The 26,775-nt window shown below is 71.5% G+C and carries 19 protein-coding genes; 10 read left to right on the top strand and 9 right to left on the bottom strand.

Translation table 11 applies throughout. The annotated features are described in order from the left end of the window. Window positions 1–28 precede the first annotated feature (28 nt). Complete coding sequence (locus tag L3K22_RS07105; protein WP_373318008.1) at window positions 29–1,507, bottom strand: CCA tRNA nucleotidyltransferase; 1,479 nt, start codon at window positions 1,505–1,507, stop codon at window positions 29–31. Between the two features lie 96 nt (window positions 1,508–1,603). Here L3K22_RS07105 and L3K22_RS07110 point away from each other — a divergent pair, with 96 nt between their 5' ends. From L3K22_RS07110 to L3K22_RS07135, 6 genes are all read left to right on the top strand, one after another. Next, window positions 1,604–4,012 (top strand): DUF6049 family protein, encoded by a 2,409-nt coding sequence (locus tag L3K22_RS07110; protein ID WP_263310749.1) that lies wholly within the window; start codon window positions 1,604–1,606, stop codon window positions 4,010–4,012. After that, window positions 4,009–5,757: a murein biosynthesis integral membrane protein MurJ gene (murJ, locus tag L3K22_RS07115; RefSeq protein ID WP_263310750.1), complete on the top strand. Its 1,749-nt coding sequence runs from the start codon at window positions 4,009–4,011 to the stop codon at window positions 5,755–5,757. The genes L3K22_RS07110 and murJ overlap by 4 nt, the downstream gene beginning before the upstream one ends. A 55-nt stretch (window positions 5,758–5,812) precedes the next feature. After that, window positions 5,813–8,626: a protein kinase family protein gene (locus tag L3K22_RS07120; protein WP_263310751.1), complete on the top strand. Its 2,814-nt coding sequence runs from the start codon at window positions 5,813–5,815 to the stop codon at window positions 8,624–8,626. Next, window positions 8,623–9,189, top strand: a complete 567-nt coding sequence (locus tag L3K22_RS07125) for a hypothetical protein (protein ID WP_263310752.1) — start codon at window positions 8,623–8,625, stop codon at window positions 9,187–9,189. The genes L3K22_RS07120 and L3K22_RS07125 overlap by 4 nt, the downstream gene beginning before the upstream one ends. Before the next feature lie 85 nt (window positions 9,190–9,274). Continuing rightward, the gene (gene trxB, locus L3K22_RS07130) at window positions 9,275–10,348 is read left to right on the top strand and encodes a thioredoxin-disulfide reductase (protein WP_263310753.1); all 1,074 of its coding nucleotides are present in this window, start codon (window positions 9,275–9,277) and stop codon (window positions 10,346–10,348) included. 11 nt (window positions 10,349–10,359) lie between these two features. Continuing rightward, window positions 10,360–10,851: a hypothetical protein gene (locus tag L3K22_RS07135; RefSeq protein WP_263310754.1), complete on the top strand. Its 492-nt coding sequence runs from the start codon at window positions 10,360–10,362 to the stop codon at window positions 10,849–10,851. Between the two features lie 3,271 nt (window positions 10,852–14,122). Here the strand turns inward: L3K22_RS07135 and L3K22_RS07140 are convergent. The 8 genes from L3K22_RS07140 to rpmH form a co-directional block, all read right to left on the bottom strand. Beyond that, window positions 14,123–16,330 (bottom strand): ParB/RepB/Spo0J family partition protein, encoded by a 2,208-nt coding sequence (locus tag L3K22_RS07140; RefSeq protein ID WP_263310755.1) that lies wholly within the window; start codon window positions 16,328–16,330, stop codon window positions 14,123–14,125. 85 nt (window positions 16,331–16,415) lie between these two features. Further along, window positions 16,416–17,345: a ParA family protein gene (locus tag L3K22_RS07145; RefSeq protein WP_224765401.1), complete on the bottom strand. Its 930-nt coding sequence runs from the start codon at window positions 17,343–17,345 to the stop codon at window positions 16,416–16,418. Next, a complete protein-coding gene (gene rsmG, locus L3K22_RS07150) occupies window positions 17,332–17,997 on the bottom strand; it encodes a 16S rRNA (guanine(527)-N(7))-methyltransferase RsmG (RefSeq protein ID WP_263310756.1) in 666 nt (221 codons plus the stop codon). Before rsmG ends, L3K22_RS07145 begins: the two co-directional genes overlap by 14 nt. A gap of 8 nt (window positions 17,998–18,005) precedes the next feature. Then, window positions 18,006–18,683 (bottom strand): Jag family protein, encoded by a 678-nt coding sequence (locus L3K22_RS07155; protein ID WP_263310757.1) that lies wholly within the window; start codon window positions 18,681–18,683, stop codon window positions 18,006–18,008. Window positions 18,684–18,747: 64 nt separating this feature from the next. After that, a complete protein-coding gene (yidC, locus tag L3K22_RS07160; RefSeq protein WP_263310758.1) occupies window positions 18,748–19,851 on the bottom strand; it encodes a membrane protein insertase YidC in 1,104 nt (367 codons plus the stop codon). Between the two features lie 85 nt (window positions 19,852–19,936). Continuing rightward, window positions 19,937–20,260: a membrane protein insertion efficiency factor YidD gene (gene yidD, locus L3K22_RS07165; RefSeq protein ID WP_263310759.1), complete on the bottom strand. Its 324-nt coding sequence runs from the start codon at window positions 20,258–20,260 to the stop codon at window positions 19,937–19,939. Then, window positions 20,257–20,625 (bottom strand): ribonuclease P protein component, encoded by a 369-nt coding sequence (gene rnpA, locus L3K22_RS07170; RefSeq protein ID WP_263310760.1) that lies wholly within the window; start codon window positions 20,623–20,625, stop codon window positions 20,257–20,259. The genes yidD and rnpA overlap by 4 nt, the downstream gene beginning before the upstream one ends. Window positions 20,626–20,660: 35 nt before the next feature. Continuing rightward, the gene (gene rpmH / locus L3K22_RS07175; RefSeq protein ID WP_010552021.1) at window positions 20,661–20,798 is read right to left on the bottom strand and encodes a 50S ribosomal protein L34; all 138 of its coding nucleotides are present in this window, start codon (window positions 20,796–20,798) and stop codon (window positions 20,661–20,663) included. A 449-nt stretch (window positions 20,799–21,247) separates the two neighbouring features. Between rpmH and dnaA the strand changes: the two genes are divergently transcribed. The 4 genes from dnaA to L3K22_RS07195 all read left to right on the top strand — a co-directional run bounded on the left by dnaA (window position 21,248) and on the right by L3K22_RS07195 (window position 26,648). After that, window positions 21,248–22,945 (top strand): chromosomal replication initiator protein DnaA, encoded by a 1,698-nt coding sequence (gene dnaA / locus L3K22_RS07180; protein WP_263310761.1) that lies wholly within the window; start codon window positions 21,248–21,250, stop codon window positions 22,943–22,945. Between the two features lie 487 nt (window positions 22,946–23,432). Further along, window positions 23,433–24,557 carry a DNA polymerase III subunit beta gene (gene dnaN / locus L3K22_RS07185; RefSeq protein WP_263310762.1) on the top strand — a complete coding sequence of 375 codons (1,125 nt, stop codon included), beginning with the start codon at window positions 23,433–23,435 and terminating at the stop codon, window positions 24,555–24,557. Window positions 24,558–24,576: 19 nt separating this feature from the next. Further along, window positions 24,577–25,836: a DNA replication/repair protein RecF gene (gene recF, locus L3K22_RS07190; protein WP_263310763.1), complete on the top strand. Its 1,260-nt coding sequence runs from the start codon at window positions 24,577–24,579 to the stop codon at window positions 25,834–25,836. Between the two features lie 263 nt (window positions 25,837–26,099). After that, window positions 26,100–26,648, top strand: a complete 549-nt coding sequence (locus L3K22_RS07195) for a DciA family protein (protein ID WP_263310764.1) — start codon at window positions 26,100–26,102, stop codon at window positions 26,646–26,648. The last annotated feature ends 127 nt before the right edge of the window (window positions 26,649–26,775 follow it).

Raw genomic sequence — 26,775 nt, forward strand, 5'->3', positions numbered from 1 at the left:
CCGCCCCCGGGCGACGCGCCGAGGGCCCCTACCCCTCGGTCCGGGCCTCCCACCAGGCACGCAGCTCCTGCTCGGCGCGCTCCTCGCCGAGCGGACCGTGCTCCATCCGCAGCTCGAGCAGATGCTTGTACGCCTCGCCCACCTCGCGGCCGGGCGGCAGGTCGAGGATCTCCATGATCCGGTTGCCGTCGAGGTCGGGACGGATCCGCCCGATCTCCTCCTGCTCGGCGAGATGGTCGATGCGGGCCTCGAGCTCGTCGTAGGCGCGGGCGAGGGTGCGGGCCTTGCGCTTGTTGCGGGTGGTGACGTCGGCGCGGGTGAGACGGTGGAGGTGCTGCAGCAGGTCGCCGGCGTCGGTGACATAGCGGCGCACGGCGGAGTCGGTCCATGGGGAGTCGACGTAGCCGTGGAAGCGCAGGTGCAGCTCCACCAGGCGCGCCACCTTCTTGGTGGTGTCCTTGTCGAAGGTCAGGGCCTTCATCCGCTTCGCGGTCATCTTCGCGCCGACGGTCTCGTGGAAGCGGAAGGTCACCGCGCCGCCGTCCTCGAAGCGGCGCGTGGCCGGCTTGCCCACGTCGTGCATCAGCGCGGCGAGGCGCAGCACCAGGTCCGGGTTCTCGCAGGGCCCTCCCGAGCCGGCCGGGCTCTCGAGGTCGATGGCCTGGTCGAGCACGGTGAGGGTGTGCTCGTAGACGTCCTTGTGGTGGTGGTGCTCGTCGATCTCGAGCTGCAGGGCCGGCAGCTCGGGCAGCACGTGCGCGGCCAGGCCAAGCTCGGTCATCAGCTCGAGGCCGCCGCGGGGATGGGCGCCGAGCATGAGCTTCACGAGCTCCTCCCGCACCCGCTCGGCGGAGACGATGGTGATCCGCTCCGCGAGCCGCTCGATCGCGTCGGCCGTGGCGTCCTCGATGCGGAAGCCGAGCTGGGCGACGAAGCGGACCGCGCGCATCATCCGCAGCGGGTCGTCGTCGAAGGACTGCCCGGGCGCGACCGGGGTGCGCAGCAGGGTGCGGGCGAGGTCGGCGAGCCCGTCGAAGGGGTCGACCAGCTCGAGGGAGGGCAGGCGCACCGCCATCGCGTTGACGGTGAAGTCGCGGCGCGAGAGATCGCCTTCGAGGGTGTCGCCGTACTCGACCTGCGGCTTGCGGGAGGCCGGGTCGTAGGACTCGGTGCGATAGGTCGTGATCTCGACCTTCACCCCGTCGCGCACCCCGCCGAGGGTGCCGAAGTCGCGCCCCATGTCCCAGATCGCCCCGTCCCGCGTCCAGGAGCGGAGGATCGCCTCGGTCTGCTCGGGGCGGGCGGAGGTGGTGAAGTCGAGGTCGGCGCTCGAGCGGCCCAGCACCGCGTCCCGCACCGGCCCGCCCACCAGGGCGAGCTCGTGGCCGGCGGCCTCGAACAGCCTCCCCAGCTCGTGGACCTCCTCGGGCAGCGCCCGGAACATCGAGGCGGCACGGGTGCGGGCGGTCGCGAGGCGCTCGGCGGTCTCGTCGGCGGGGTCGGTCACGGGCGGTCCTGTCCGGGGGAGGAGGGGATGGAGATGTCGTGGAGGCGGGCGCGCCTCCTCGGGGCCTCTACGGTAGCGGCCGCTTACAGTGTCCCCATGCCGTCGTCCCTTCCCGCCGCGCGCCCGGTGCTCGCGGCACTGCTGACGGTGCTGGTCATCGCCTCGTCAGTGCTGGTCAGCGGCCCGGCAACCCTTCTCCCGGCGGCGCAGGCCGCGCCCGCGGCGAGCCCGTCGGCCCCGCCCGTCCCGGCCGAGGACGCACCGGTGACCATGGACCTCGTCTCATTGACCCCCACCTCCCTCGCCCCCGGCGGCACGCTGCGGGCCGAGGTCGAGGTGACCAATGCCTCCTCCGAACCGCTGACGGACCTCGACCTCGAGCTGCGCACCCGCAGCTCCCGGGTCACCGACCGGGAGGCCCTCGCGAGCTGGCAGGCGGACACCGCCCCCGACATCGAGGGCCCGGCGATCGCCACCTCCTCCGGGACCCCGCCCGCGAGCCTCGCGCCCGGAGAGAGCACCACCCTGGTCGTCGAGGCCACCGCCGAGAAGCTCGGCTACTCGGGGGAGACCTACTACTGGGGGACCCGCCGCGTCTCCCTCACCGCCGTCGCGGACGACGAGCCCCTCGCGGGCCTGCGCACCTTCGCGGTGTGGCGCCCCGACGGCGCCGACGTGAGAATCACCCAGTCCACGCTGCTGCCGGTGTCCGAGGCCGACGCCGCCTCCGCGGTGCTCGCCCCGGAGGAGCACGCGGCCTCCGCCGAGCAGGGGCGGCTCGACGCTCTGCGGGCCCTCGCCGCCCGCGAGGACGTCGACTGGTGGCTGGATCCCGCGCTGATGGATCCGCCGACCCTGCCCGAGACCGCGGGCGGCGAGGAGGCGGAGGGCTCCTCCGCCGCGCCGTCCCTGCGCCCCGACCCGGCATCCACCGCGATCGCCGACGAGCTCGACGCCGCCGTCGGCGAGCGCACCGTGCTCGCCGCCCCCTACGCGGGCGCCGATCTGGTGAGCCTGCGGGAGTCCGGGGCGATGCTGCTCGAGGGCGCCGCCCGTGACGCGGCCGACGGGGTGTGGGAGGCCCGCGGCATCTCGCCCCGCGCCCAGGTCCTCGGCGTCCCCGGCGCGGAGGCGGATGCCGAGGCCCTCGAGGACATGATCGAGGTCGGCGCGACCGCGGCCGTGGTGCCCTCCAGCTCGCTGCGCCCTGACCCGAGCTCCGCGGTGACCCCGAGCTCGGTGGGCGTGTACGAGTCCTCCCGCACCGAGGGCGCGCAGCTCTCCGTGCTCGCCCCGGATCCCGTGCTCTCCGAGGAGTTCTCGCAGCTGACCGGGGACTCGGACGCGGAGCAGACCCGTCAGCGGCTGCTCGCCGAGACCGCCACGATCGCCTCCGAGTACTCCCGCGCGCCCCGCCACCTGCTGATCTCCCCGTCGGCCGGGGCGGACCTAGACCCCGCGGCCGCCGGTGCGGTGCTCGACGCCTTCGCCGAGGCGCCCTGGATCGAGTCGGGCCGCACCTCGACGCTGCTGGACACCGCGGACCAGCAGGCATGGACCACCGATCCGGGCGCCGACGGCGGCGAGCCGTACGCCCTCGGCCGGCTGCAGGCCGAGGACGTGCACCCCTCCGGCCCGTCCGACGGGAGCTGGCGGGTGCTCGAGGAGACGACCGAGGCGCAGCTGCTGGACCCGGCGGTCCTCGAGGACCTCGAGGGCACCTGGCGCCGGCTCGACGCGCTCGGTGAGGCGATGGAGGACGACGCCCCGCTGGACGCCGCGCGCCGCGAGATCCTCGGCGCGACCTCCCTCGCCTGGCGCGGGGATCCCGGGGCCCCGGCCGCCCGGGCCGAGGACGCCGCCGAGCGGGCCGACGCCCTGCAGGACAGGATCCAGGTGGTCCCCGCCTCCGGCTACAACGTCGTCTCCGACACCGCCGCCGTGCCCATCACGATCACCAACGGCCTGGACACCCCGATCACGGTGAAGGCCACGGTCACCTCCGACCGGCCCCTGGTCCAGGTCGCGGAGCCGGCCGTGGTCACCGTCCCGGCGCACGGCCAGACCAACGCGAGCGTGGACGTGGAGGCGGTCGCCAACGGCTCCGTCACCCTCACCACCACCCTCACCACCGAGGACGACCGGCAGCTGACCGACCCCGTCGACGTGCCGCTGACGGTGAACCCGTCGTGGGAGAACTGGACCACGCTCCTGCTCGTCATCGCGATGGGCCTGCTGGTCGTCGTCGGCGTCGCCCGCGCAGGCCGCACCGGCTCCAGCACCCGCGCCCCCGCCATCCGGGGCCCCGAGGACCCGGAGGAGCTCGCCCGCACGGGCCGCACCACACTGGACACCTCGGTGCCGGAGCGGACCTGGACCGAACGGGCGAGGCACCGCGACGGGGACGCGGCCGACGGGCCCGCCGAGAGGCCTGGGACTGCGCCCGACCCCGACGACGCCCCTGACCACCACCCCGACGACACCCCCGAGGAGGACCCCCGATGAGCACCACCCGCCGGGTCCGCAGGGTTCATCACATACCCCGCCATCGCCGCCACGGCAGCCCCTCCAGCCGCTCGAGGCTGCTGCAGGCGAGCGTGCTCATGGCCTCGGGGTCGATGGTCTCCCGCCTGCTCGGCTTCGTGCGGAACTTCCTGTTCGGCGCGATCCTCGGCGGCTCCATGTCCTCGGCGGCCAACGCCTTCTCCGCCGCGAACACCCTGCCCAACACCATCTGGCTGCTCGTGGGCGGCGGCACCTTGAACGCGATCCTGGTGCCCGCGATCGTGCGCGCCGTGAAACGGCCCGATCGCGGCAGCGACTACATCTCGCGTCTGATGACCCTGGTCGCGGTGCTGTCCCTCGGCGTGACCGTCGTGTGCATGGTGGCGGTGCCGCTGCTGCTCACCGTCACCAGCGGCGTGCTGCCGCCGGTGACCTATGCGCTCGCGGTCCAGCTGGGCTACTGGATGATGCCGCAGATCTTCTTCTCGGCCCTGTACGTGATGTGCGGGCAGCTGCTGAACGCCCACGACTCCTTCGGCCCGTACCAGTGGGCGCCGGTGCTCAACAACCTCGTCGGCATCCTCGGGGCGGCGCTGTTCCTGGGTCTGTGGGGCACCGTCGGCGATCCAGCGCAGTGGACGATCCCGATGATCGTAGCGATGGCGCTGATCAACGTCGGCGGCTCCGCGGCGCAGGTCGTATTCCTGTTCTGGTACGTCAAGAAGCTCGACCTGCGCCTGCGCCCGAAGTGGGGGCTGCGCGGCCTCGGGCTCGGCAAGCTCTCCCGGATCGGGCTGTGGTCGCTGGCGATGCTGGGGCTCGGGCAGCTGGGCATCTGGGCGTCCCGCTGGGCGACCGGCGGCGCGGTGCGGATGACCGAGCAGCTGCAGGGGCAGCCCGAGCTCGCGGCCCGCTATCCGGCGCTGCTGACGCTGGAATGGGCGTATCTCGCGTTCATGATCCCGCAGGGCATCATCGCGGTCACCCTGGTCACCGCCGCGTTCCCGTCGATCTCCCGCAGCGCCGCCGCGGAGGACCATGCCGGGGCGCTGGCCCGCTACACGGACACCAACCGGATGCTGTCGGTGCCGATGGTGCTGTGCACGGCGGTGTTCGTCGCGCTGTCCGGGCCGATCATGTGGGTGATCGGCGGCGGCACCGGCGAGATCGGGGCCCGCGCGAACGGCAGCGTGCTGGTGGCCTACATGCTGGGCCTGATGCCCTTCGCGTCCCTGTACCTGATCAAGCGGCTGTTCTACGCGTACGAGGACGCGCGCACCCCGTTCCTCGCGCAGATCCCGATCGCCGCGGTCACGCTGATCTCCGTGCCGGTGATCCTCACGCTCGTGGATCCGCAGTACGCGGCGATGAGCGCCGCGGGCGCGACCAGCCTCGGCAACCTGCTGGCCTGGCTGTTCGGGCTGTGGCAGCTGCGACGTCATGCCGCACGGCACGAGGTGGCGCCGCCGAGCCTGCGCGCCGAGGCGCTGCTGCTCGGGAGGCTGATCGCCGCGGGCGTGGTGAGCTGGGCGGCCGGCACGGCCCTGGTGGCCCTGCTCGACGGCCTGATCTGGCAGCACCGGGCGCTCGCGGTGGTGCTCGGCATGGTGATCGGCGCAGTGATGATCGTGGTGTTCACGGCGGCGGGGCACGTGCTGCGCGTGCCTGAGGTCCGCCAGCTGGTCGGTGCGACGCGACGCCTGGTCCTGAGGCTGCGTCGTCGTGGAGCGGGGGCGACCTCGTAGCATGGTCGACGCAGATGACGGGCATCGACCCGTCGGACGAGGAGAGGGAGGGTCCGTGAGCACGAACCCCGAGCAGGATGCACTGCACGCGAGGTGGACCCTCGAGGGCAGGATCCCGCTGTCCGGCGTGGCCGACGGCGCCGTCTGGCGCCGCGCCCGCTCCGTCGCGACCGGCGAGTCCGTGGTGCTGTTCATCGTCCGCGGCGAGGCCGCGCTCGAGGCGGCCGATGCGGTGCGCCGCGCCTATCTCGTCGAGGAGCCCCGTCTGCTGCCCGTCCGGGAGATCGTCGTGCTCGACGACCCCCGGGAGGAGTCCGACACCACCGCGACCGGCGCGCCCGAGGACGGGCCGACGACGGTCGTGGAGTACCCGATGCCTCCCGCCCCGCCGCTCGCAGCGCTGCTGACCGATGGTCCGATGCATCCCGAGACGGCGCGCGCGATCATCGGCGAGGCCGCGACCGGTCTCGAGGCCGCCCGACGCCGCGGCGTGCGCCACCAGTTCCTCGACTCCAACCGCGTCTTCGTCGACACCCGCTCCGGCGGCGTGCACATCCTCGGCATCGGCGTCGAGGCCGCCTCGCACCCCGGCCTGGACCGCTCCCGCGAGGTCGCCTCCTTCCAGGACACCGCGGCGCTGGTCGCCCTGCTCTACCGGGCGCTCACCGGCCGCACCCCCCAGCACGACGGCACCGGCACCGTGCCGCGGCCCTCGACGCTCGTGGACACCGACATCCCCGCGGACCTCGATCTGCTGTGCGACCTGGTGCTCAACGAGTCCGCCGACGACATCCCCGAGACCACCCGCGGGCTGATCGAGGCGCTCGAGCCGTGGCAGTCCATCCCGGTGACCTTCGAGGCGTATCCGCGCGGTGCCGCCGGCGGGGCATCGGCGGCCGGAGCTGCGTCGGGCGACGGTGCGACGCCGGGCGACGGTGATCGCTCGGAGGCCGCAGGGGCGGTCGACGGGGAGTCCGTGACGCGGGCCGCGCAGGAGGACGAGGAGCGAGGCCCCGCCGGTCCGGCCGTCGGGGCCGGCGCTGCCGCGGCCGGTGCGGTGACAGGTGCCGTCGTGGTCGCGGGCGCGGCGTCGGCACAGGAGCCTTCGGGCGCGGGGGTGACCGGTGGCGACGTCGGCTCCCGCCGGGATGCGGACGGAGCCGGCGATGCCGGCTCCGACGCTGCTGATCACGCCGTCCGCGCCACGTCGATCGATGCCACCTCGGCTGATGCTGCCCCGGCCGAGAACGGCCCTGATGACGTGGAGCAGGGCGACGCCGGCGAGAGGACGGCGGCCCTGCCGGCCGTCGACGACGCCGCGGAGCGCGCTGGCGAGGAGCCGTCCGTCGACGTGCAGTCGGCGGACGCTCGACCGGACGAGGCACAGGCCTCGGCGAGCGAGACCGCTTCCGTTCCCGCGGCGAGCGCAGCCACCACGGGCGAGGGCCTGTCCACGGTGGACGGCTCCTCCTCGAGCCAGGACGCCCCTGCCGGCGAGGAGACGCATGCGGCGCCGCGGGAGGACCACTCCGCGGCGGCCGCGATCCTCGTGAAGGACCTGCATCTCGACGAGAAGCGGGGCACCAGCCCCTTCCCGGGGCACCTCGACATCACCCAGCCCCGTCGGCCGCAGGCGGAGGCCGCTCGGGCGACCGACGCGGAGCAGGACTCCGCCGTGTCGGGAACCGGTGCGGCGGCCGCGGCGGGCCTCGCCGGAGACGCCGGCGCGGCAGCAGCCGCAGGCGCAGCCGCGGCGCAGTCCCCGTCGGCCCAGCAGTCCCCGTCGGCCGAGCCCGAGGCGACGGAGCAGGTCCCCTCGCGCACCTCGGGGACGCACTGGCCGCTGAGCCCCGCCGGCTCGCCCGCGGGCAGCGACGGGCGCGCCGAGCAGCCGGGGGTCAGCGCGATCGCGCCGACGGCGGACCATGCCGCCCCCACCCCGTCGGTCGCTCCCCAGCAGTCCAGCGCCGCGGAGCCGAGCAGGACCGCGGGCGAGGACGAGCCCACCGCGGCGATGCCCGCCGTCGGCGCCGCCGCGCACGAGACCGGCCCGATCGTGGTCCAGGGCCGCCGCACCTCCTACCTGGACGACACCCCCGAGGAGACGACGGTCCCGCACTCGCGCGGCTCCCTGCTGCGCGACGTGGTCGGCGTCGCCGTCGACGCGGACGACCCCGACACCTTCGCCCTCGGCCCCCGGGACCGCGAGAAGCGCTCCCTGCAGTCGCAGTGGATCATCGTCGGCGGCGTCATCGTGGTGATGTTCGCGCTGGTCCTGGCGGTCACCGCCATCACCCGCGATCTCCGCGAGATCATCGCCGACCCGCTGGCGACCGCCACGCCCCAGACCACCGCCCCCGTCGCGGAGGACACCGGCGAGGCGCCCGCCGAGCCGACCCCGACGGACACGGAGGAGCCGGAGCTGCCCGCCCCCGAGCTCACCGGGGTCGAGGTGTTCACCCAGGGCACCGACCTCGAGCCCGACAACGCCGATCAGCAGGACCGCATGACCGACGGCGACCCGGGGACCTTCTGGTCGACCAAGCACTACCAGAGCGCCGACTACGGCGGTCTCAAGGAGGGCGCGGGCGTGCGGCTGACCTTCGCCGAGCAGTCCACGCTCAGGACCGTCAAGGTCACCACCGCACGCAACACCGGCGGGCTGATCGAGCTGCGGGCCGTGCACGACGACGGCTCCCTCGGCGACGTGCTCGCCAGCGGCGAGCTCGCCGGCGACGGCGAGGTGCTGCTGGAGACCCCGGAGCCCGTCGAGGCCGACAAGGTCGCACTGTGGATCCCGGAGCTGCCCCCGGACAGCAACGAGCAGGGCCGCTATCGCGCCCGCATCGCGGAGATCCAGGTCGGATGACCCCCCGCACTGTGCGCCGGGGCCCTGCACGACGTGGGGGCCCCGGCAGGCCGCGCATCCGCTCGGTGCTCGGCATCCCGCTGCCGATGATGATCCTCGCCCTGGTCATCGCGGCACTGCTCGGCGTGCAGCTCGCCACTGCTCTGGAGCAGTCCACGACCAGCGCCTCCCACATGGCCGGGGCCTCCGTCGACTCCGCCTCGGGCACCGGGAAGAATTCGACCGGTCTCCCCGTTGTCACTGAGGCGACCCTCGGCACCGAGGTCCAACGGCTCGTCGACACCGGCACGATCCAGCCGATGACCAGCTTCGATGCCGCGCAGTGCCTGCAGGAGCAGGGCATCACCGAATCGATCCTGATCATGGAGGAGGTCTCATGGGGCGGGGAGGACACCACCGGCTGGCTGCTCGTCCACGGTCCCGTGGACCGCGAGACGCTGCGCGCGAACGGCGGCATCATCTCTGCGACGGTCGTGCTGCCCACCTGCGGGACCGGAGCGCACGACGAGGATCCCGGCCAGGACCGGCTCTGGGCCGGGCACGTGATGATCGGCTCGCTCTGACCCCGTCGGCCCCTCCCCAGGCCGCATACTGGACAGCGGTCCTCCCGCCGACCGCCTCCGCCCGATTCCACGGAAGGACACCTTCATGACCCAGCCGATCCAGGCCCTCAACATCCTCGGCGGCCCCGCGCCGGCCGCGCAGCCGCTCGTGCAGCCCGTCGCGGACGACGACGGGACCGTGCACGAGGTCGTCATCGTCGGCTCCGGCCCGGCCGGCTACACCGCCGCGATCTACACGGCGCGCGCCGAGATGAAGCCGATCGTCATCGCGGGCGCCCTCGACGCGGGCGGCGCGCTCATGACCACCACCGACGTCGAGAACTTCCCCGGCTTCCCCGAGGGAGTGCAGGGCCCCGAGCTGATGGCCTCCTTCCAGGAGCAGGCCGAGCGCTTCGGCGCCGAGGTCGTCTACGAGGACGCCGTGGATCTGCAGCTCGACGGCGACGTGAAGAAGGTGACCCTCGAGGACGGCACCGTGTACCGCGCGAAGTCGCTGATCATCACGACCGGCTCCGCCTATCGCAAGCTCGGCATCGACGGCGAGGCGGACCTCTCCGGCAAGGGCGTCAGCTGGTGCGCGACCTGCGACGGCTTCTTCTTCAAGGACCAGGACATCGTCGTTGTCGGCGGCGGCGACAGCGCCGTCGAGGAGGCCACCTTCCTCACCCGCTTCGGCAAGTCCGTCACCCTCGTGCACCGCCGAGACGAGCTGCGCGCCTCGAAGATCATGGGGCGCCGCGCCGAGGCCGATCCGAAGCTCACCTTCGCGTGGAACAGCGAGATCGTGCGGATCAACGGCCGCGACAAGGTCGAGTCCGTGACCCTGCGCGACACCGTCACCGGGGAGGAGCGCGACCTCGTGACCTCCGCCGTGTTCGAGGCGATCGGCCACCTGCCCCGCACCGACCTGGTGCGCGGCAAGCTCGAGCTGGACGACGAGGGCTACATCGTCTGCCAGGGCCGCAGCACGTTTACTTCCGTGCCCGGCGTCTTCGCCGCCGGCGACGTCGTGGACCACACCTACCGCCAGGCCATCACCGCCGCCGGCACCGGCTGCCAGGCGGCGCTGGACGCCGAGCGCTGGCTCGCCGACCGCGCCGCCGGCATCGACGCCGCGGCCGACGCCGAGCAGCCCGTGGTGGAGGCCGTCTCGCAGTGACCGTCCCGGCGGTGCCCGAGCCGGCAGTGCCCGAGGCCGAGTCGCCCGTCCGCCCTCCTCGCGTCCCCTTCCGGGGGACCGCGGGGAGGGCGGACGTCGTCCTGCCCGCGCAGCAGCGCGCCCACGGCGAGGGCCCGCCTGACGCATCGCGGGACGCGGAGCGGGTGCCGGTGCTCGTGCTGGTGAGCGCGGACTGGGCGGCGCCGTCCCGTCCCGCCCCCACGCTGCTCAGGGAGCTGTCCCGGCGCTGGGGAACCTCCATGCAGTGCCTCCTCGTCGAGGACCCGGAGGACGGCTTCCTGGACCGCTGGGCTATCGAGCACCTTCCCACCTGGCTCCGCTTCGTCACCGACGACGAAGACGGCGAGCAGAGCGAGCTGCACGGCCTCACCCCCGGGGGAGAGGAGCTCGTCCTGGACGGCCCGTGGCGGCTCACGCACCGGCGCAGCGGAGCGCTGCCCAAACACGTCGTGGACGCAGAGCTCGGGCCCGAGGCGAGCTGAGGGGGAGCCTCTGCGGCCGTGGGATCGCCGGCGGCCGCACCGGTGTCTCGAGACCGAGGCTTCGCGCCCGCGGGCAGGACGAGCTGTCGGCGGCGACGTCCCGACCACATGCAGCCGTGTCCGCATCTGGCTGCACCCAGGCGAGGTGGACGCCGCGGCCGACGCGACGAACTCGCGCTGAGCCCGACGATGCGTGTCATCCAAGGCGTTGTCCGCGTCGTGTCAACCTAGGTGCAACCGCCCTCGCTGACGTGCATGGACGGTATGTCCACATCGATATCCACATGGCTATCCACAGAATTGTCCTCGTCTTTCCACAAGGTTATCCACAACTGGGTGTGGATGACGGTGGAACCTCTCTGACCACGACCTTCGTCACGGAAATTCCACTGACCTGCGGGTCCAGCAGATCTGAGGTTCAACTGACGTCCGCTCCAGGACGTGCTACAGGGCCCGATGTATCTCCGGTCACATTCTGGACAGCTGGTCTGCTGCGGTTGTCCACAGGGTTCTGCACACTGTGCATGAATGCCGATGGTGCACGTGAATCACAAGGCAGGCGGAGGGGGACGCGCGCCTCACCGCTCCGCTCCCGTGGGTATCCGCCGCCATCATGCGGCCATCAAGACGACGAACACCACTCCAAGCTCGGTGCCGCACTGCTTCCGCGCGGAAGGCCACTGACTCGCCCGGTGCACGGGAAGCAATGCTCCATGCCCGATCCACAGGAGCAGTGCCGCCCGGAAAAGCACAGGGGTTGGCGGTGGGAGGAGAGTGAGCACGTCACGTGTGACTCGACCGGCCAGGCCCCCGGGCCCGTCGACCATCACGGCGCAATGTTTACCGTGAAACTCTCCTGATCAGTTGAGTCAGGCGTCCGCCGACCGCGAAGGCGTCCGCTCAGCGATCCGCTGGGCGGGACGTGCGCTTCCCGGCGGTTTCACGACAAACGGTGTCTCGCAGGAGACACACTCCCTTGGGCGGAATCCGTGTGCGCTCAGAGCTGGCGGAGGACGCATCCACGTCACGCGGGTAGCGCGTCGGTCGTTGGTCATGAGGTACTGGAGTTGCCGCCGCCCCTCCGATTTTCTCCGCGCGGCTGGATAGTCCACACAGCCGTTCCCTGTGCAACGAACAGGTCCAAGACTGCACAGAGCGCAGTACAAGTTCGACGTGACGCCGAGCCCACCACCTCAGCGAACCAGCCACTTCTGGCGAGACGGAGCCGCACAGTCGACAGCGCGGGATGGGAAGGCGAAGCAGGGTTTGCAATTGACCACCTGCAGAGCCTCCGCGCGCGCCGTTTCACGGGAAACTGCCAGTCGTGCTTCGGGTGCAGGGACCGCCCCGACGCCCTTCCGTAGTGCGGGTTTCGCGTGAAGCAGGCTCTGTCCGGGGGACAGCGGATCGCACGCCTCTAGGCTGCGGCACACGATGCCGGAGTCGGTACCCATCAGCGTTCCACGGGGAACTCCTCCACCTCCCCACTGAAGGCGAGTCGCGGCGCGAAATCGTCAGGTGCTCCTTGGCGTCGCGCGGTCCGACGTAGATCCACAGAGGGAAGCGGCCTTCGCAGACCTATCCGGGGAGTTCCCGCACCATGTTTCACGGCAAACGCTGCCATGAGACCGACGGTTGAGAGGCCATCCGCCCAAGCGTGCATACGGCCACATGGGATGCGCACACGAAGCGACGAGCCCAAGGCCGGACGCTTCATCGAGGCTCGATGCAGCCGGACGCGCGGCCGTACAGCATCACCGTCACAACCAGCAGTTCCACGCGAAACCTCAAAGGCCGAGTTCCGGCAACGCACATGCGGTTGCCCGACCGCAGTCGGCCGGACACGCCATACAGTCGTCTCGAGCGGCTTCGCCTGCCAAGCCGATGTTTCACGCGAAACGAGGAGCAGGGCCACTACCCGTCCACCTCTGATGCGGGTCGCGCCACGCACTCACTGCGATCGGGAGAGTGAACGCGTCCTACCCGGGTCGGTCTCGATCCTGCTGCACCCACAAGAGAAGGGCGCACCACCCTGTTTCACGTGGATCCCTAGTTCACGATGCTCCCTCGTCGCGGACTAGGGCGCCCGCCGCGATGGAGTCAATCGTGCCTGGACACGTGTGTTTCGCAGGAAACGTCAGCGGCCCGAGGGTTGTGCGGTCCTCCGGGACGGCCTTTGCCCCGCTGCGTTGACGTCGATCGTAGTGCGTAGAGTGAGCGACGTTGACACCTCGGAGAGGGGAGCGACCCAGTGACGATTCACGTGAACCCACTTACTACCGCGGCTTCGACCACAGATCCGACACCGGAACTCTGCCTACGACACGTCCCATGTCGCGCGAAGTGACAGACGAGCAGTCAGAAGGCCTTGGTCGGCGGACTTCGGCCAGCGTTTCGCGTGAAACAGAGCGGTGGGCAAGGCGGCATGACGGGGGCACTGCGACGAATTCGGCATTCGTCCCCGCGACAGTCCGGTTCCACGTGGGAGCCACAGGCACGGCAGAGGCGAGGCAGCCCGTCCCCCGGAAGCGGCGGACTCTCCTCCTTCGAGGATCATCCACCGCGAGCTCTGGAATGCTCGTCCCAGGACCATTCGACTCGGTTTCCCGTGGAACTCCACAGGGGAGCGAGTCAGCCGAAGCCGGCGCTGCATAAATGGCATCATATGCTCGCGCAGGCATCCTGCGGGACGCGGAGCATCTCTGCGCCGACCGCTGAGGCCGTTGAGAATTTGCCGCGACGAGCTAGATGTTTCCCGCGAAACCACGAGGAACAGCGGCACCTACTGACTCCGCTTCCACAAGGGTGCACACAACTGTGGACATCCGCTCCCCGATGGAGCAGCGCAGTCCACAGAGTTGTGCACAACGGTGGACAAGCTCCGCTCAGCATTCTGGCCTGCACCGATGGCACGGGAAACACGCCCCGGTGCGGGGTGATGTGAGGCTGCGGGGGAAATGGACGACGCGCGCGTCCACACCGCGTGCACCGACCGGAGATGACACACGGAGCGCTCATGGCAGATCCGCGTAACCTGTGATGCCGGTCACACTAGAGAGGGGGCCCTTCCATTGAAGGGCCCCCTCAGCGTGCTGGTGCTCCTTGCGGGCGAACGCCTAGTTCGGCCGGCGAGGGGGACGGGACGAGCACGCTCTTGTCGGTCAGGAGAAGAGCGCCCTCGTCATCGGGACGACGGCATGGCGCACGTTTCACGCCGGGGCACGTCAGCGCTCCAGCGAGCGGGTGCGGGCCGGACCCCGCACTCCCCGACTCACTCCGAGGCCGGGAGCTCCAGGCCCATGTTCTCCATGAGGCGTTCGAGGTCCTCGAGGTTCGTGAACTCGAGGGTGATCTTGCCCTTGCGCTTGCCCACATCGATGCGCACGGGCGCCTCGAGACGGTTCGACAGCCGGCTCGTCAGGTCCACGACGTGCGGGTCGTAGGTGCTGCGGCGAACGGTGCGGGGAGCCTGCTGCTGCCCGCCTTGTGCCACCAGACGCTCCACGGCGCGCACGGAGAGCCCCTCGCTCACGATCCGCTGGGCGAGCTCCTCCATGAGGGCCGGGTCGTCCAGCGACAGCAGCGCACGGGCGTGGCCGGCGCTGATCGCCCCGCTGGCGAGACGTCGCTGCACGAGGGCGGGGAGCCGCAGCAGGCGGAGCGTGTTCGTGATCTGGGGGCGAGAGCGGCCGATGCGCTCTCCCAGCTCGTCCTGCGTGCAGCCGAAGTCGTCGAGCAGCTGCTGGTAGGCGTTGGCCTCCTCCAGCGGGTTCAGCTGGGTGCGGTGCAGGTTCTCGAGGAGCGCGTCGCGCAGGAGGTCGTCGTCGCTGGTCTCGCGGATGATCGCGGGGATGGCGGTGAGGCCGGCACGGCGAGCGGCGCGCCAGCGGCGCTCGCCCATCACGAGCTCGAAGGACTCCCCGTCCTCGGTGACCGGGATCGGGCGCACCACGACGGGCTGAAGCACGCCGACCTCGCGCAGCGAGTGCGCGAGCTCGTCGAGCTCCTCCTCGTCGAACATGGTGCGCGGGTTGCGGGGGTTCTCCCGGACCTCGTGGATCGGGATCTCCGCGAACTCCGCGCCCGGGACGCTGACGAGGCCCTGGGTCTCTAGAGGGGCCCTCTCCGAGCCGGCGTCGGACTGTCCGGCAGCGTCGGAAGGCGCTTCCCCGGCATCGTCGCGCGCATCCCCATCGGGACCGACCGCAGCCGCGGGCTCGGCGTCCGTCCCAGCGGGCTCGTCGGTCGCAGAGGGCTCGTCGGCCGGCGCGGAGCTGTTCTCAGGGGCAGGGGCTTCCTGAGGGGTGGCGGCAGACTGCTCGGTCGTGGAGGGCTCGGCAGGCGCTGCCGGCTCGGCGTCCTCCGACGGGGCGGTGTCGCGCACTCGGGTGTACTCGACCGCCTCGACGTCGACGACCGGGCTGTCCTCGCCGCGCGCGGGGGCCTCCGACTCCACGGAGCCGGCCTGCGGGGCCTCCTCCGGCGCGTCAGCGGTCTCGGGCTGCGCATCCTGCGCGCTCGACGCCGGGACCGTCGCCTCGTTCTCTGCGGCGGCAGGAGCGGCCTGCGAAGAAGCCTGCTCCTGCTCGGTCGTCGAGGAGGCGGCGCTCGGGACCTCGTCGGTCCTGATCGGAGCGGTCTCGTCGACCGCTCCGCCCGTCGCGGGGGCGGGGGTGGGAGCGGTCGGCGCCGAGGTGGTCCGAGGGGTCGTGCTCGCGTCCGTCGAGGCGGCGGTGCCCTCCGCGGGGCCTGTCGACTCGGCGGCGGCCGTGGGCGCGGCCGCGTTCTTCGCGCCGGCCGCGCTCTTCGCGCCGGTGGATCCCTTCGCCGGGGAGGAGGCGCCCTTCGAGCTGGAGGTGCTCCTCGCGGGCGAGGAGGTCCTGGACGAGGAGGTGCTCTTGGCAGACCCGGTGCTCTTCGCGGTTCCCGACGGCTCGGACGTCGCCGCGGTGCCCTTCGACGCAGTGCTCTTCGACGCAGTGCTCTTCGACGTGGTGCCCTTCGCGGCGGTGCCGGTCCCCTTGGACGCGGTGCGCCTGGACGCGGTCGAACGGGACCCGGTGCCCGCAGAGCTCGACGCGCCGCGCTTCGTCGCGGTGCCCTTGGAGGTCGTCGAGGCTTCGGTGGCCGTCCCGGCGGCGGAACCGGCGGCGTCCGCGCCACCGGAGGAGGTCGCGGCGCCGGAGCGCTTCGCGGTCGACGAGCTGCCGGAGCGGCCCGCGGTGCGGCCGCGTCGCTCGGCGGCGGCGCGCGCCATGCCGGTCGCCAGGTCACGGGCGCCGCCCCGCTGGGGGGCGTCCTCGGAGGAGACCTTCTCGCCGGAGAAGAACATGTCCACGGGGCGAGTGCTCGACGCGGCGGAGCCGCCCTCCTCCTGCGGACGGGTGCGCGTGCGCAGCTCCTGCTCAGGAGCGGGCGAGGAGCCTGCCCCCGGGATCAGGGCGCCGAGACCTCTGCCGAGTCCTCGCTTCTGCGTCATGGCCGTTGTCCTTCCGAGAAATGTCGTCACCGTGGGGGTGACCTCCGTGCCGGGCGCGACATCGCGCGGTGAGGGGAGGTCGAGGTCAGGGAGCGGGGCGGGAGTTCAGCTCGAAGGCCGCCGCCCGGTAGGCGAGCGCCCCGCTGGAACCGGGATCGTAGGTGAGCACGGTCTGGCCGTAGCTCGGCGCCTCGGAGATCCTCACCGATCGCGGGATCGTGGTCTCGAGGGTCTGGTCGGGGAAGTGGTCCCGCACGTCCTGGGCGACCTGTGCGGCGAGCCGCGTGCGCGCGTCGTACATGGTCAGCAGGATGGTGGAGACCACGAGATCCGGGTTCAGGTGCTGCCGGATCAGGTCGATGTTGTTCAACAGCAGCGTCAGGCCCTCGAGCGCGTAGTACTCGGCCTGGATCGGGATCATCACCTCACGGGCCGCGACCAGCGCGTTGACCGTGAGCAGGCCGAGGGAGGGCGGGCAGTCGACGAGCACGTAGTCCAGGCGGGGCAGGCCCTGGGCCTCCCGCTCCTCGAGGTGCTCGCGGATGGCGTTGCGCAGCCGGTTCTCGCGGGCGACGAGGGAGACCAGCTCGATCTCGGCGCCGGAGAGGTTGATCGTCGCGGGGGCGCACTGCAGGCGCTCCATGTCCGGGACGTCCTGGACCACCTCGGACAGCGGCGCCGACTCGACCAGCACCTCGTACATGCTGGGCACCTCGGCATGGTGCTCGATGTTCAGCGCCGTGGAGGTGTTGCCCTGCGGGTCGGCGTCGATCACGAGCACGTGCAGGCCGCCCATAGTCAGCGCGGCCGCGAGGTTCACGGTGGTGGAGGTCTTCCCCACCCCGCCCTTCTGGTTCGCGATGGTCACGATCCTGGTGTGCTCGGGGGAGGTGAACTCGACCTCCTCCAGCTGCCGGCGGCGGGCGTGGTCCCGGGTGAGCTCGCGCATCAGCGGGGTGTCGTCCATCGACCCCGCCCCCTGGGAGGAGCCCTCGCGCTTCTCAGCCACGCGCATCTCCCTTCCTGCTCGCCTTCGGCCGGCGACGCACTTGGACCACTGTAGTGGGAACCTCGACCTCGCCCATCCCGTACCGGGTGATGGTGGGGTCGATCCCGCCAAGCTTCGTGAGCACCTTCTCGGCCTTCTCGATCTCGTCGGCGGCCGACGAGCCCTTCATCGCCAGCAGCAGCCCCTCCTCCTGCACCAGAGGGAGGGTCCAGCGGGCCAGCTTGTCCAGCGCCGCGACGGCCCGGGCGGTGACCACCTCGAACTCCCGCTCGCCGTGCAGCTCCTCGGCACGGGCGCGGACGACCTCGAGGCCGAGGCCGAGCTCGGCGTCGACCTCCTCGAGCCAGGTGGTGCGACGTTGCATCGTCTCGATCAGCGTCACCTTCAGCTCGGGGCGGGCGATCGCGATCACGACGCCGGGCAGCCCGGCCCCGGAGCCGACGTCGGCCAGGGTCCTGACCGACGGGTCGATGGCGTCGGCCATCAGCGCACAGTTGAGCAGGTGGCGCTCCCAGAGTCGCTCCACCTCGCGCGGTCCGATCAGACCGCGCTCGGCACCCTGCTCGGCGAGCAGGGCGGCGAAGCGCCCGGCGAGCTCGAGCCGGTCGCCGAAGAGGCGCCCGGCCAGGGGTCGGAGCGATGCGGGGAGCGTCGTCACGGCCGGCCTCAGGACGCCGGGTAGATCACGACGTGACGGCCCTTGCCGTCGCCGTCGGACTCGGAGCGCAGCCCCTCGCGCTTGGCGACGTCGTGGAGGACCTTGCGCTCGAAGGGGTTCATCGGCCGCAGCGGGACCGGCTGCCCGGACTCCTTCGCCTCGGCGATCGCGGAGGCGGCGAGCTCCTCGAGCCCGCCCTTGTGCTCGGCGCGGAAGCCGCCGATGTCCAGCATCAGGCGCGACCGGGCACCGGTGCGGGTCTGGACCGCGAGGCGCGCGAGCTCCTGCAGGGCGTCCAGCAGCTCGCCCTTGGGGCGATTCAGCTCCGCGAGACGGTCCGCGCCGCGGATCTCCACGGAGGCGCGGTCGCCGTCCACGTCGATGTCGATGTCGCCGTCGAGGTCCGCGATGTCCAGCAGCTCCTCGAGGTAGTCGGCGGCGATGTCGCCCTCCTCCTCGAGGCGGCGCAGGCGCTCCTCATCGGATTCTGCCTCGGACTCGGCGCCGTCCTCGTCCTCGGACCCGCTCTCGCCCGCGTGCTGCGGCTCGGCGGCCTCGCCGGAGCCGGCGGTCTCCGCGGGGGCGGCGGTCTCCGCCGCCTCGGCGGCCGGGGCGTCCGTGGCCTCGTGCGCCTGCTCGGCGGCGGTCTCGTCGGCCGACGACGGGTCGGTGGTGGTCTCGTTCATTCAGGGTCCTCCGGGAATGCAGGGATGGACGACCCGGGAGCGACCGTGCTCCCGGGCCGTGAGGTCACTTCTTCCGCTTCTTCTTGCCCCTGTCCAGGGGAGAGCTCTTCGGCGCGGGCACCGGGAAGTCACCGGACTCCTCCTGCGCCCTGCGCCGCTCCTCGGCGGCCTTGGCGCGGGCCTCGCGGGCGCGCTGCAGCTTCTCCTCGTCGGAGAGCTTCTTGCCGCCCTTGTTCTTCGCGGAGGGCTGGACGCGGATCTGCCGCTCGGGCTCGGGATCGGGCTCCGAGACCTTCTTCGGCGGGGTGAAGTCCAGCGGCTCCAGACCCTTACGCTCGCGCTTGGCGTTGATGCGCTCGTGGCGCTCCTTCTCCGCGTCGGAGCCGGGGGTGGGGGTCGCGCGGATGACGATGTACTGCTGGACGAAGGTCCACACGTTGGTGGTCAGCCAGTAGATGAGCACACCGATCGGCATGCCCGGCCCCGTGATCACGTAGATGAACGGGAGCATGTACAGCATCATCTTCTGGGTGCTGGCCATGGGGCCCTCGAGGGCCGCCTTGGGCATGTTCTTCATGGTCAGCGACTTCTGGGTGAAGAAGGTGACCGCGCACATCGCCGCGATGATGACGCCGGCGACGATCTTGGTGGTGACCCCGCCGTCGCCGGACTGCAGGAAGCTGTCGGCGATGGTGACGTTGCCGAGGATGGTCGAGTTGCTCGCGCTCTGCGCCAGCTCGGTGGTCAGCGGCCCGAAGGGCTCGCCCTCGGCGGCGTCGGGCAGCTTGTTGTAGAGCACTCGGAACAGGCCGAAGAAGATCGGCATCTGCAGCAGCACGGGCAGGCAGGAGGAGAACGGGCTGGCGCCGGCCTCCTTGTAGACCGCCATGGTCTCCTCGGCCATCTTCTGCCGGGACTCCTGGTCGGTCTTGCCCTTGTACTTCTTCTGCACGGCCTGCAGCTCGGGCGAGACCATCTGCATCGCGCGCGAGGCGCGGATCTGGCGCACGAACAGCGGGATGATCAGGGTGCGGACCACCGCGGTGAGGCCGACGATGGACAGCACCCAGGTGATGCCGGAGTCCGCCTCCATGAACAGCGAGAGGAGCGCATGGAACTTCACCATGAGCCATGCGACGGCCCACTCGATCGGGTACAGGGGATTCATCGGCCTGGTCTTCCTGCCGCACGGATGCGCATGTCGTTCATGCGAGGTGCCGGCTGTGGTCGGGAGTCTCGGTCAAGGGTAGGCCCTAGGGGGCCGGGTGCCGCAGTCGGCGTGGATTGCTCCACATGCCCGGCGCCGGGACCGGATCGAGCCCGCCGCGGGTGAGGGGATTGCAGCGGAGGATCCGCCAGGTGGTCAGCAGCGTCCCCTTCAGGGCTCCGTGCGTGCGCAGGGCGTCCATGCCGTACTGCGAGCAGACGGGGTCGTAGCGGCAAGCGGGCGGGGTGTAGGGCGAGATGCCCACCTGGTAGCCGCGCACCGGCAGCATCAGCAGCCGGCGCGGCAGGCGTCCCAATCGGCGCAGCGCGTTCTCGCGACCTCGCGCGCGCTCCGGCGGGCCGGCGCTCACCGCGACCGCTCCTCGCGGCGGGCGAGCTTGCGGGAGGCGGAGGCGAGCGCCGAGTCCACGTCCTCGCGGAGCTCGGCGAAGGGCTGCGCCTCGATGCCCGGCAGCGCCCGCAGCACGATCGCGCTGCCGGCGGGGAGGGTCTCGAGATGCGGGCGCACGATCTCGCGCAGGCGCCGGGTGACGCGGTTGCGCACCACGGCGTTGCCGATCTTCTTGGACACGACGAATCCCACGCGGGGTGCCTCCTCCCCCTGCGTGAGCAGGGTCAGGTGCACGACCACGTGGGATCGAGCGCTGCGCGCGCCACCGCGGGTGACCGCACGGAACTCGTCGCCGCTGTGGAGCCGGCGACTAGACCAGTACACGACGACGTGACGCCTCGGCCCTGGTCACCGTCGTCTCAGGCGGAGAGCTCGGCGCGGCCCTTGGCGCGGCGGGCGTTCAGGATGCTGCGGCCGGCGCGGGTGCGCATGCGGGCGCGGAAGCCGTGCTTCTTGGCGCGGCGGCGGTTGTTCGGCTGGAACGTGCGCTTGCTCATGGTTCTCCTCGATCGTGGGCACGGGCGTGCCCCTCGCGGTGGCGTGTGGTCTGCTGCGCGAACGGATGTCCGGGCGCACCCGCCGGGGCGGGGCGGCTGCCGTGTCCCACATCGGGACGGTGCCGTCGGGCGGCGCGCAGCGCTGACTGCACGATTTTAGGCGCGGGGGTGCACGGGGTCAACGGAGGAGCCCCGCTGAGGGCCGGTTGTGGCCCGATTCTCACTTCCGGGGGCGTGTCGTGACGGCCCCGAGGGCCCGTCGTGCCCTTCGGGTCCTGCCCCTCCGGCCCGGCGGCGCCCGGCGGGGCGGCGCCGCTCACATCGTCGCGGTCGTCCCGGTCACGTCGGAGGCGGAACCCCGACCTGTTGTCCACATCGGCGATCCACAGCGGTGAGGATAATGTGGAAAACTGTGGCGACCCGCGCCCGAGACCTGAGGGGGACACCTGATGCCGGAGGCGAACGCCGACGCGATCTGGGACAGCACGCTGAGCATCCTGCGCCGCGACGACACCGTCTCCCAGCGCGTGATGGCCCTGCTCACCCTCTCCCGCCTGATGGCCGTGGTCGCGGACACCGCCCTGCTCGCCGTGCCCTCCACCTCGGCGAAGGAGCTGATCGAGAACCGGATCGCGGGCTCCCTGAAGGCCGCCCTCAGCGAGGCCACCAGCACGGACCTTCGCTTCGCCGTGACGGTCGACGAGTCGCTGCTGCTGGAGGGGGACGACGAGGACGAGGCCCCTGCACCGCCGCTGACCTCCTCCTCCACCGACCGCAGTGCACATCCTGTGGACAACGATGTGGACAGTTTTACGGGGGATGTCCACACCCCGCCCTTCCGTCGTGGACGCGGCACCGTGCTCCCGTCCGAGTCCGCCTCCGGCCGGCCCGCGCTGCCCTCGAGCAGCACCTCGGACTCGGCCGCCTCCGCCGCCTCGCACTTCGGCCGGGGGGAGGACGAGTTCCACGGCTCCGCGGCCGATGATCCCAGCGCCTACGCGGGGATGTCCGCGCTCAGCGGCGCCTCCGCCCCCTCCCCGGGACCGGCGCCGCGCCGACCCGCCCCCGCCGGCGGCTCGACCCTCGGCGAGGACTCGCGCCTGAACAGCAAGTACACCTTCGACACCTTCGTGATCGGCTCCTCGAACCGCTTCGCGCAGGCGGCCGCGTCGGCCGTGGCGGAGACGCCGGCGAAGGCGTACAACCCGCTGTTCATCTACGGCGGATCCGGTCTGGGGAAGACCCACCTGCTGCACGCGGTGGGCCACTACGCCCAGAGCCTCTACCCCGACGTGGTGGTGCGCTATGTGAACTCCGAGGAGTTCACCAACGAGTTCATCAACTCGGTGCAGTCCGGCCAGTTCGGCAAGGCGCAGGAGTTCCAGCGCCGCTATCGCGACATCGACATCCTGCTCATCGACGACATCCAGTTCCTGCAGCGGGCACCGGAGACGATGGAGGCGTTCTTCCACACCTTCAACACGCTCTACAACTCGGACAAGCAGATCGTGATCACCTCGGACCTGCCGCCGAAGGAGCTCGGCGGCTTCGAGGACCGGATGCGCTCCCGCTTCGAGATGGGCCTGATGACGGACGTGCAGCCGCCGGACCTCGAGACCCGCATCGCGATCCTGCGCAAGAAGGTCGCCCAGGAGAACACCGGCGAGGTGCCGCACGACGTGCTGGAGTACATCGCCAGCCACATCGCCACCAACATCCGCGAGCTCGAGGGCGCGCTGATCCGCGTGCAGGCGCTGCACTCCCTCTCCCGCCAGCCGATGGACGTCACCCTCGCCGAGTCCGTGCTGAAGGATCTGCTCTCCCACGACGACGGCGCTCAGATCACGGCCTCGACGATCATCGCCCAGACCGCGACCTACTTCGGGCTGTCGGTGGAGGAGATCGTGGGCACCGGCCGCAGCCGGCGCCTCGTCTCCGCGCGGCAGATCGGCATGTACCTGTGCCGGGAGCTGACGGACATGCCGCTGATCCGCATCGGCGAGGAGTTCGGCGGCCGCGACCACACCACCGTCATGCACGCGAACAAGAAGATCAGCGAGCTGATGAAGGAGCGTCGGGCGATCTTCAACCAGGTCACGGAGCTCACGGCGAGGATCAAGAGCTCGAGCTCCTCGGCCCGGAAGTGACGCGGGAACGACACGGCAGTGACGGAGCCGACCGCGTGAGCGCGCCGGAGAATGTCATCCCAGGTCAGGCCGACGTTCTCCCCAATTGTGGATAACTCTGTGGACAGTGTGGAAGGACGAGCATCTGCGCAGGAGCCGATGTGCACGGAGGAATAACAGGAATCTGACGGCGGCGGCGATCCGTGCACAGGTCGTGCACGAGCTTCCTGTGATTGTCGACGAGTCGTCCACGTCGACAGTGTCGGCTGTGACCTGCTGAGATGTCGGTTATCCACGAGATCCACAGCCGTGATGATGAGGTCTGTAGTTTCTTGCTCGCCGTGGATGTGGAGGGCGGGGGTCGGCAGCAGCGGCCGAGGAGCACGGAGGAGCAGGGGCGGAAGTCAAGGATCTGCGGCGGTGTGTCGTCGGAGGGCTCCGGGAACCGATACGCTGTCCACCGTTCGATCACGATCAGGCTTTCGACCACTGCGAAGGAGTGGCAACGGTGAAGTTCCACCTCGACCGCGGCGTCCTCGGCGACGCCGTCTCCTGGGCCACCCGCACCCTCCCTGTCCGTCCGGCGATGCCGATCCTGCAGGGCGTGCGCATCGTCGCCGATGCGGGCGGCGAGCTGCAGCTCTCGACCTTCGACTACGAGGTCAGCGCCCAGATCCGTCTCGAGGCGGAGATCGAGCAGCCGGGCGAGGTGCTGGTCCAGGGGCGCATGCTCTCGGACATCGTCCGTGCCCTGCCGAACAAGGACGTCACCGTTGCGCTCGAGGGCACGAAGCTCCAGGTCCGCTGCGGCAGCGCCCGCTTCGCGCTCGCGACCCTCCCGGTCGAGGAGTACCCGCAGCTGCCCACCATGCCCCCGGTCGCCGGCACCGTCGCGGCCGACGTGTTCTCCGAGGCGATCTCGCAGGTCACCGTCGCGGCCTCGAAGGACGACACCCTCCCGCTGCTGACCGGTGTGAAGGTCGAGATCAGCGGCGAGACCATGACCCTGATGGCCACCGACCGCTACCGCCTGGCGCTGCGCGAGCTGACCTGGAACCCCTCGTCGCCCGGTGCCGAGCTCACCGCCCTGGTCCGCGGCCGCACCCTCCACGAGGTCGCCCGCTCGCTCGCGACCGGCGGCGGCGTCGAGATCGCGCTGTCCGACGAGGACTCCGCGAACCTGATCGGCTTCGAGGCCGGCGGCCGCCGCACCACCTCCACCCTCGTCGACGGCGACTACCCGCCGGTGCGCCGACTGTTCCCCGAGACCACCGCGATCACCGCCGTCGTCTCCACCGGCGCGCTGATCGACGCGGTCAAGCGCGTCTCCCTGGTCGCCGAGCGGAACACCCCCGTGCGCCTGTCGTTCTCCGAGGGCCAGGTCGCGCTCGAGGCCGGCGCCGGCGACGACGCCCAGGCCAGCGAGGTGCTCGAGGCGCAGCTCGAGGGCGAGGACCTCGTCGTCGGCTTCAACTCGGGCTTCCTGCTCGACGGCCTCGGCGCGCTCGGCAGCGAGTTCGCGCGCCTGACCTTCACCGACTCGATCAAGCCCTCGGTGATGACCGGGCAGGACTCGCTCGAGGGCGAGCCCGACAACTCCTACCGGTACCTCATCATGCCGATGCGGATCTGAGGGAGGGCGAGCTCCCTCCGTGCACCTGACCGCCCTCGAACTCACCGACTTCCGCTCCTACCGGCAGCTGAGCCTGCCCGTTCGTCCCGGCATCACCGTCATGGTGGGCCCGAACGGGCAGGGCAAGACCAACATCGTCGAGGCGCTGTGGTACCTCGCGACGCTCTCGAGCCACCGCGTCCCTCACGACGCCGCGCTCGTGCACCGCGGCGAGTCCACCGCGATCGTCCGTGCGAGCTTCGAACGCGCTGGCCGGCCCCTTCAGATCGACCTCGAGATCACCCCCGGCAAGGCGAACCGCGCCCGGCTCCAGGGGCAGAACGTCTCCCGGCTGCGCGACCTGCTCGGCGAGGTGCGGGCAGTGCTCTTCGCCCCGGAGGACCTGGGACTGGTCAAGGCCGATCCGGAGGGCAGGCGCCGCTTCCTCGACGAGCTCCTGTTCGAGATCGCGCCCCGCTTCGCGTCGATCAAGGCCGACTACGACCGGGTCCTCAAGCAGCGCGGCAACCTGCTCAAGCAGATGCGCTCGATGCGGCGGGGCGGCTCGGGGCGCAGCGTCGGCGGGCTGGACCCGGCCGAGTCCGCGGCCTCCACGCTCGAGGTCTGGGACCAGCAGCTCGCCCGTCACGGCGCCGAGCTGCTGCGTGCCCGGCTCCACCTCGTGAACCGTCTGCGCCCGCACCTGGGGTACTCCTACCTGCGGGTCTCGACCGACGAGGGGGCCGAGCAGGCGCTCGACCTGCCCCCTGACCAGCGCGGCGAGGTCGCCTCCCCGGCGGACGTCCGCTACCGTTCCGACGTGCTCGACGAGCTCGGCGCCGCGCCCGGGGAGCTGCCCGGCACCCGCGAGATCCACGACGTCCTGCTCGCCCTGGTCTCCGCACGCCACGACGAGGAGATCGACCGCGGCACGAACCTCACCGGGCCGCACCGCGACGACCTCGAGATCCGCCTGCACGACTTCCCCGCGAAGGGCTACGCGAGCCATGGCGAGTCCTGGTCTCTCGCGCTCGCCCTGCGCCTGGCCAGCTACGACCTGCTGCGTCTCGAGGAGGGCGACCTCGGCGACGGCGAGCCGATTCTCATTCTCGACGACGTCTTCAGCGAGCTGGACGTCCATCGCCGCGAGCGGCTCGGCCGGATCGTCACCGATGCCTCGCAGGTGCTGATCACGACCGCGAACGACACCGACATCCCCGCCTCCCTCGACGGCGAGATCCACGTGGTCGACGTGACGCTCGGCGAGGCGGTCACGCGCAGCGGGGGCGGGCTGCGATGAACGGCGGTACTTCGCGCCCGAGGATCGCGAACCCGTACGGGCTCGGCACCTGGAGCGGGGCAGCGGCGGGGTCCGAGGAGCAGGCGGCCTCGCCGACGGCTCCGGCCGCCGCGCCCGCGCGGGGTGGTGCCCGCAGCGGGGACGGTGCCGAGCAGGCCCGCGGTGGAGCGCGGCCGGGCGCCGAGGGGGCTGGTGGGCCCGTCGCGTCCCGCTCCGGGGCGCGCACGCCCGTCGCCCCCGGGGATCCCGACCGCGAGGAGCAGGTGCTCTACGATCCGCCGGACCTGCCGGCGCCGGCGGATCCCTTCGAGCTCGCCCGCCGCACCGTCAACCGCTCCCGTGCCGCTGCCCGTGACCGCGGCCTCTTCCCGATCTCCGCGAAGACGCAGGCCAGGGATGTGCGCGACCGGTCGGGGCGGGCGCCGGGCTACTCCGGCTCGCGCCCGGACCCGCGGGATCCGCAGGGCATCGAGCTGGTGCTGAAGAAGGTGCTGGGGAACCTCGGCTGGAACGCCGGGATGAGCACCGGACGGGTGCTGGACGAGTGGGACGTGATCGTCGGGGAGCGCCTCGCGACGCACTGCCGGCCGGTCTCCTTCGAGGACGGGGTGCTCGTGGTCAGCGCCTCCTCCTCGGCGTGGGCGGCGCAGCTGCGGATGCTCACCCCGCAGCTGATCACCACCATCGAGGAGCACGTCGGCTCCCACGTCGTCTCGGAGCTGAAGGTCACCGGCCCGGCCGCCGCCGAGCGCAGCTGGAAGAAGGGTCGACGGACGGTGACCTGGCGCGGCCCCCGGGATACGTATGGCTGATCGACGTGCTGCGAGGGACGAGCGGTAGGAGGTCAGCGGGTGGGTGGAGCCTGATCGACGTGCTGCGAGGGACGAGCGGTAGGAGGTCAGCGGGTGGGTGGAGCCTGATCGACGTGCTGCGAGGGAC

The organism is Brachybacterium atlanticum, from assembly GCF_025669985.1.
In the GTDB taxonomy this organism is placed as follows: Bacteria; Actinomycetota; Actinomycetes; order Actinomycetales; family Dermabacteraceae; genus Brachybacterium; species Brachybacterium conglomeratum.

Excerpts from the sequence above, each read along its gene's own strand:
- L3K22_RS07145 (WP_224765401.1), bottom strand. The coding sequence starts at position 17,345 with ATGCGCGTGGCTGAGAAGCGCGAGGGCTCCTCCCAGGGGGCGGGGTCG.
- L3K22_RS07125 (WP_263310752.1), top strand. The coding sequence starts at position 8,623 with ATGACCCCCCGCACTGTGCGCCGGGGCCCTGCACGACGTGGGGGCCCC.
- L3K22_RS07155 (WP_263310757.1), bottom strand. The coding sequence starts at position 18,683 with ATGAACGAGACCACCACCGACCCGTCGTCGGCCGACGAGACCGCCGCC.
- trxB (WP_263310753.1), top strand. The coding sequence starts at position 9,275 with ATGACCCAGCCGATCCAGGCCCTCAACATCCTCGGCGGCCCCGCGCCG.
- yidC (WP_263310758.1), bottom strand. The coding sequence starts at position 19,851 with ATGAATCCCCTGTACCCGATCGAGTGGGCCGTCGCATGGCTCATGGTG.
- murJ (WP_263310750.1), top strand. The coding sequence starts at position 4,009 with ATGAGCACCACCCGCCGGGTCCGCAGGGTTCATCACATACCCCGCCAT.
- dnaA (WP_263310761.1), top strand. The coding sequence starts at position 21,248 with ATGCCGGAGGCGAACGCCGACGCGATCTGGGACAGCACGCTGAGCATC.
- rpmH (WP_010552021.1), bottom strand. The coding sequence starts at position 20,798 with ATGAGCAAGCGCACGTTCCAGCCGAACAACCGCCGCCGCGCCAAGAAG.
- L3K22_RS07110 (WP_263310749.1), top strand. The coding sequence starts at position 1,604 with ATGCCGTCGTCCCTTCCCGCCGCGCGCCCGGTGCTCGCGGCACTGCTG.
- L3K22_RS07140 (WP_263310755.1), bottom strand. The coding sequence starts at position 16,330 with ATGACGCAGAAGCGAGGACTCGGCAGAGGTCTCGGCGCCCTGATCCCG.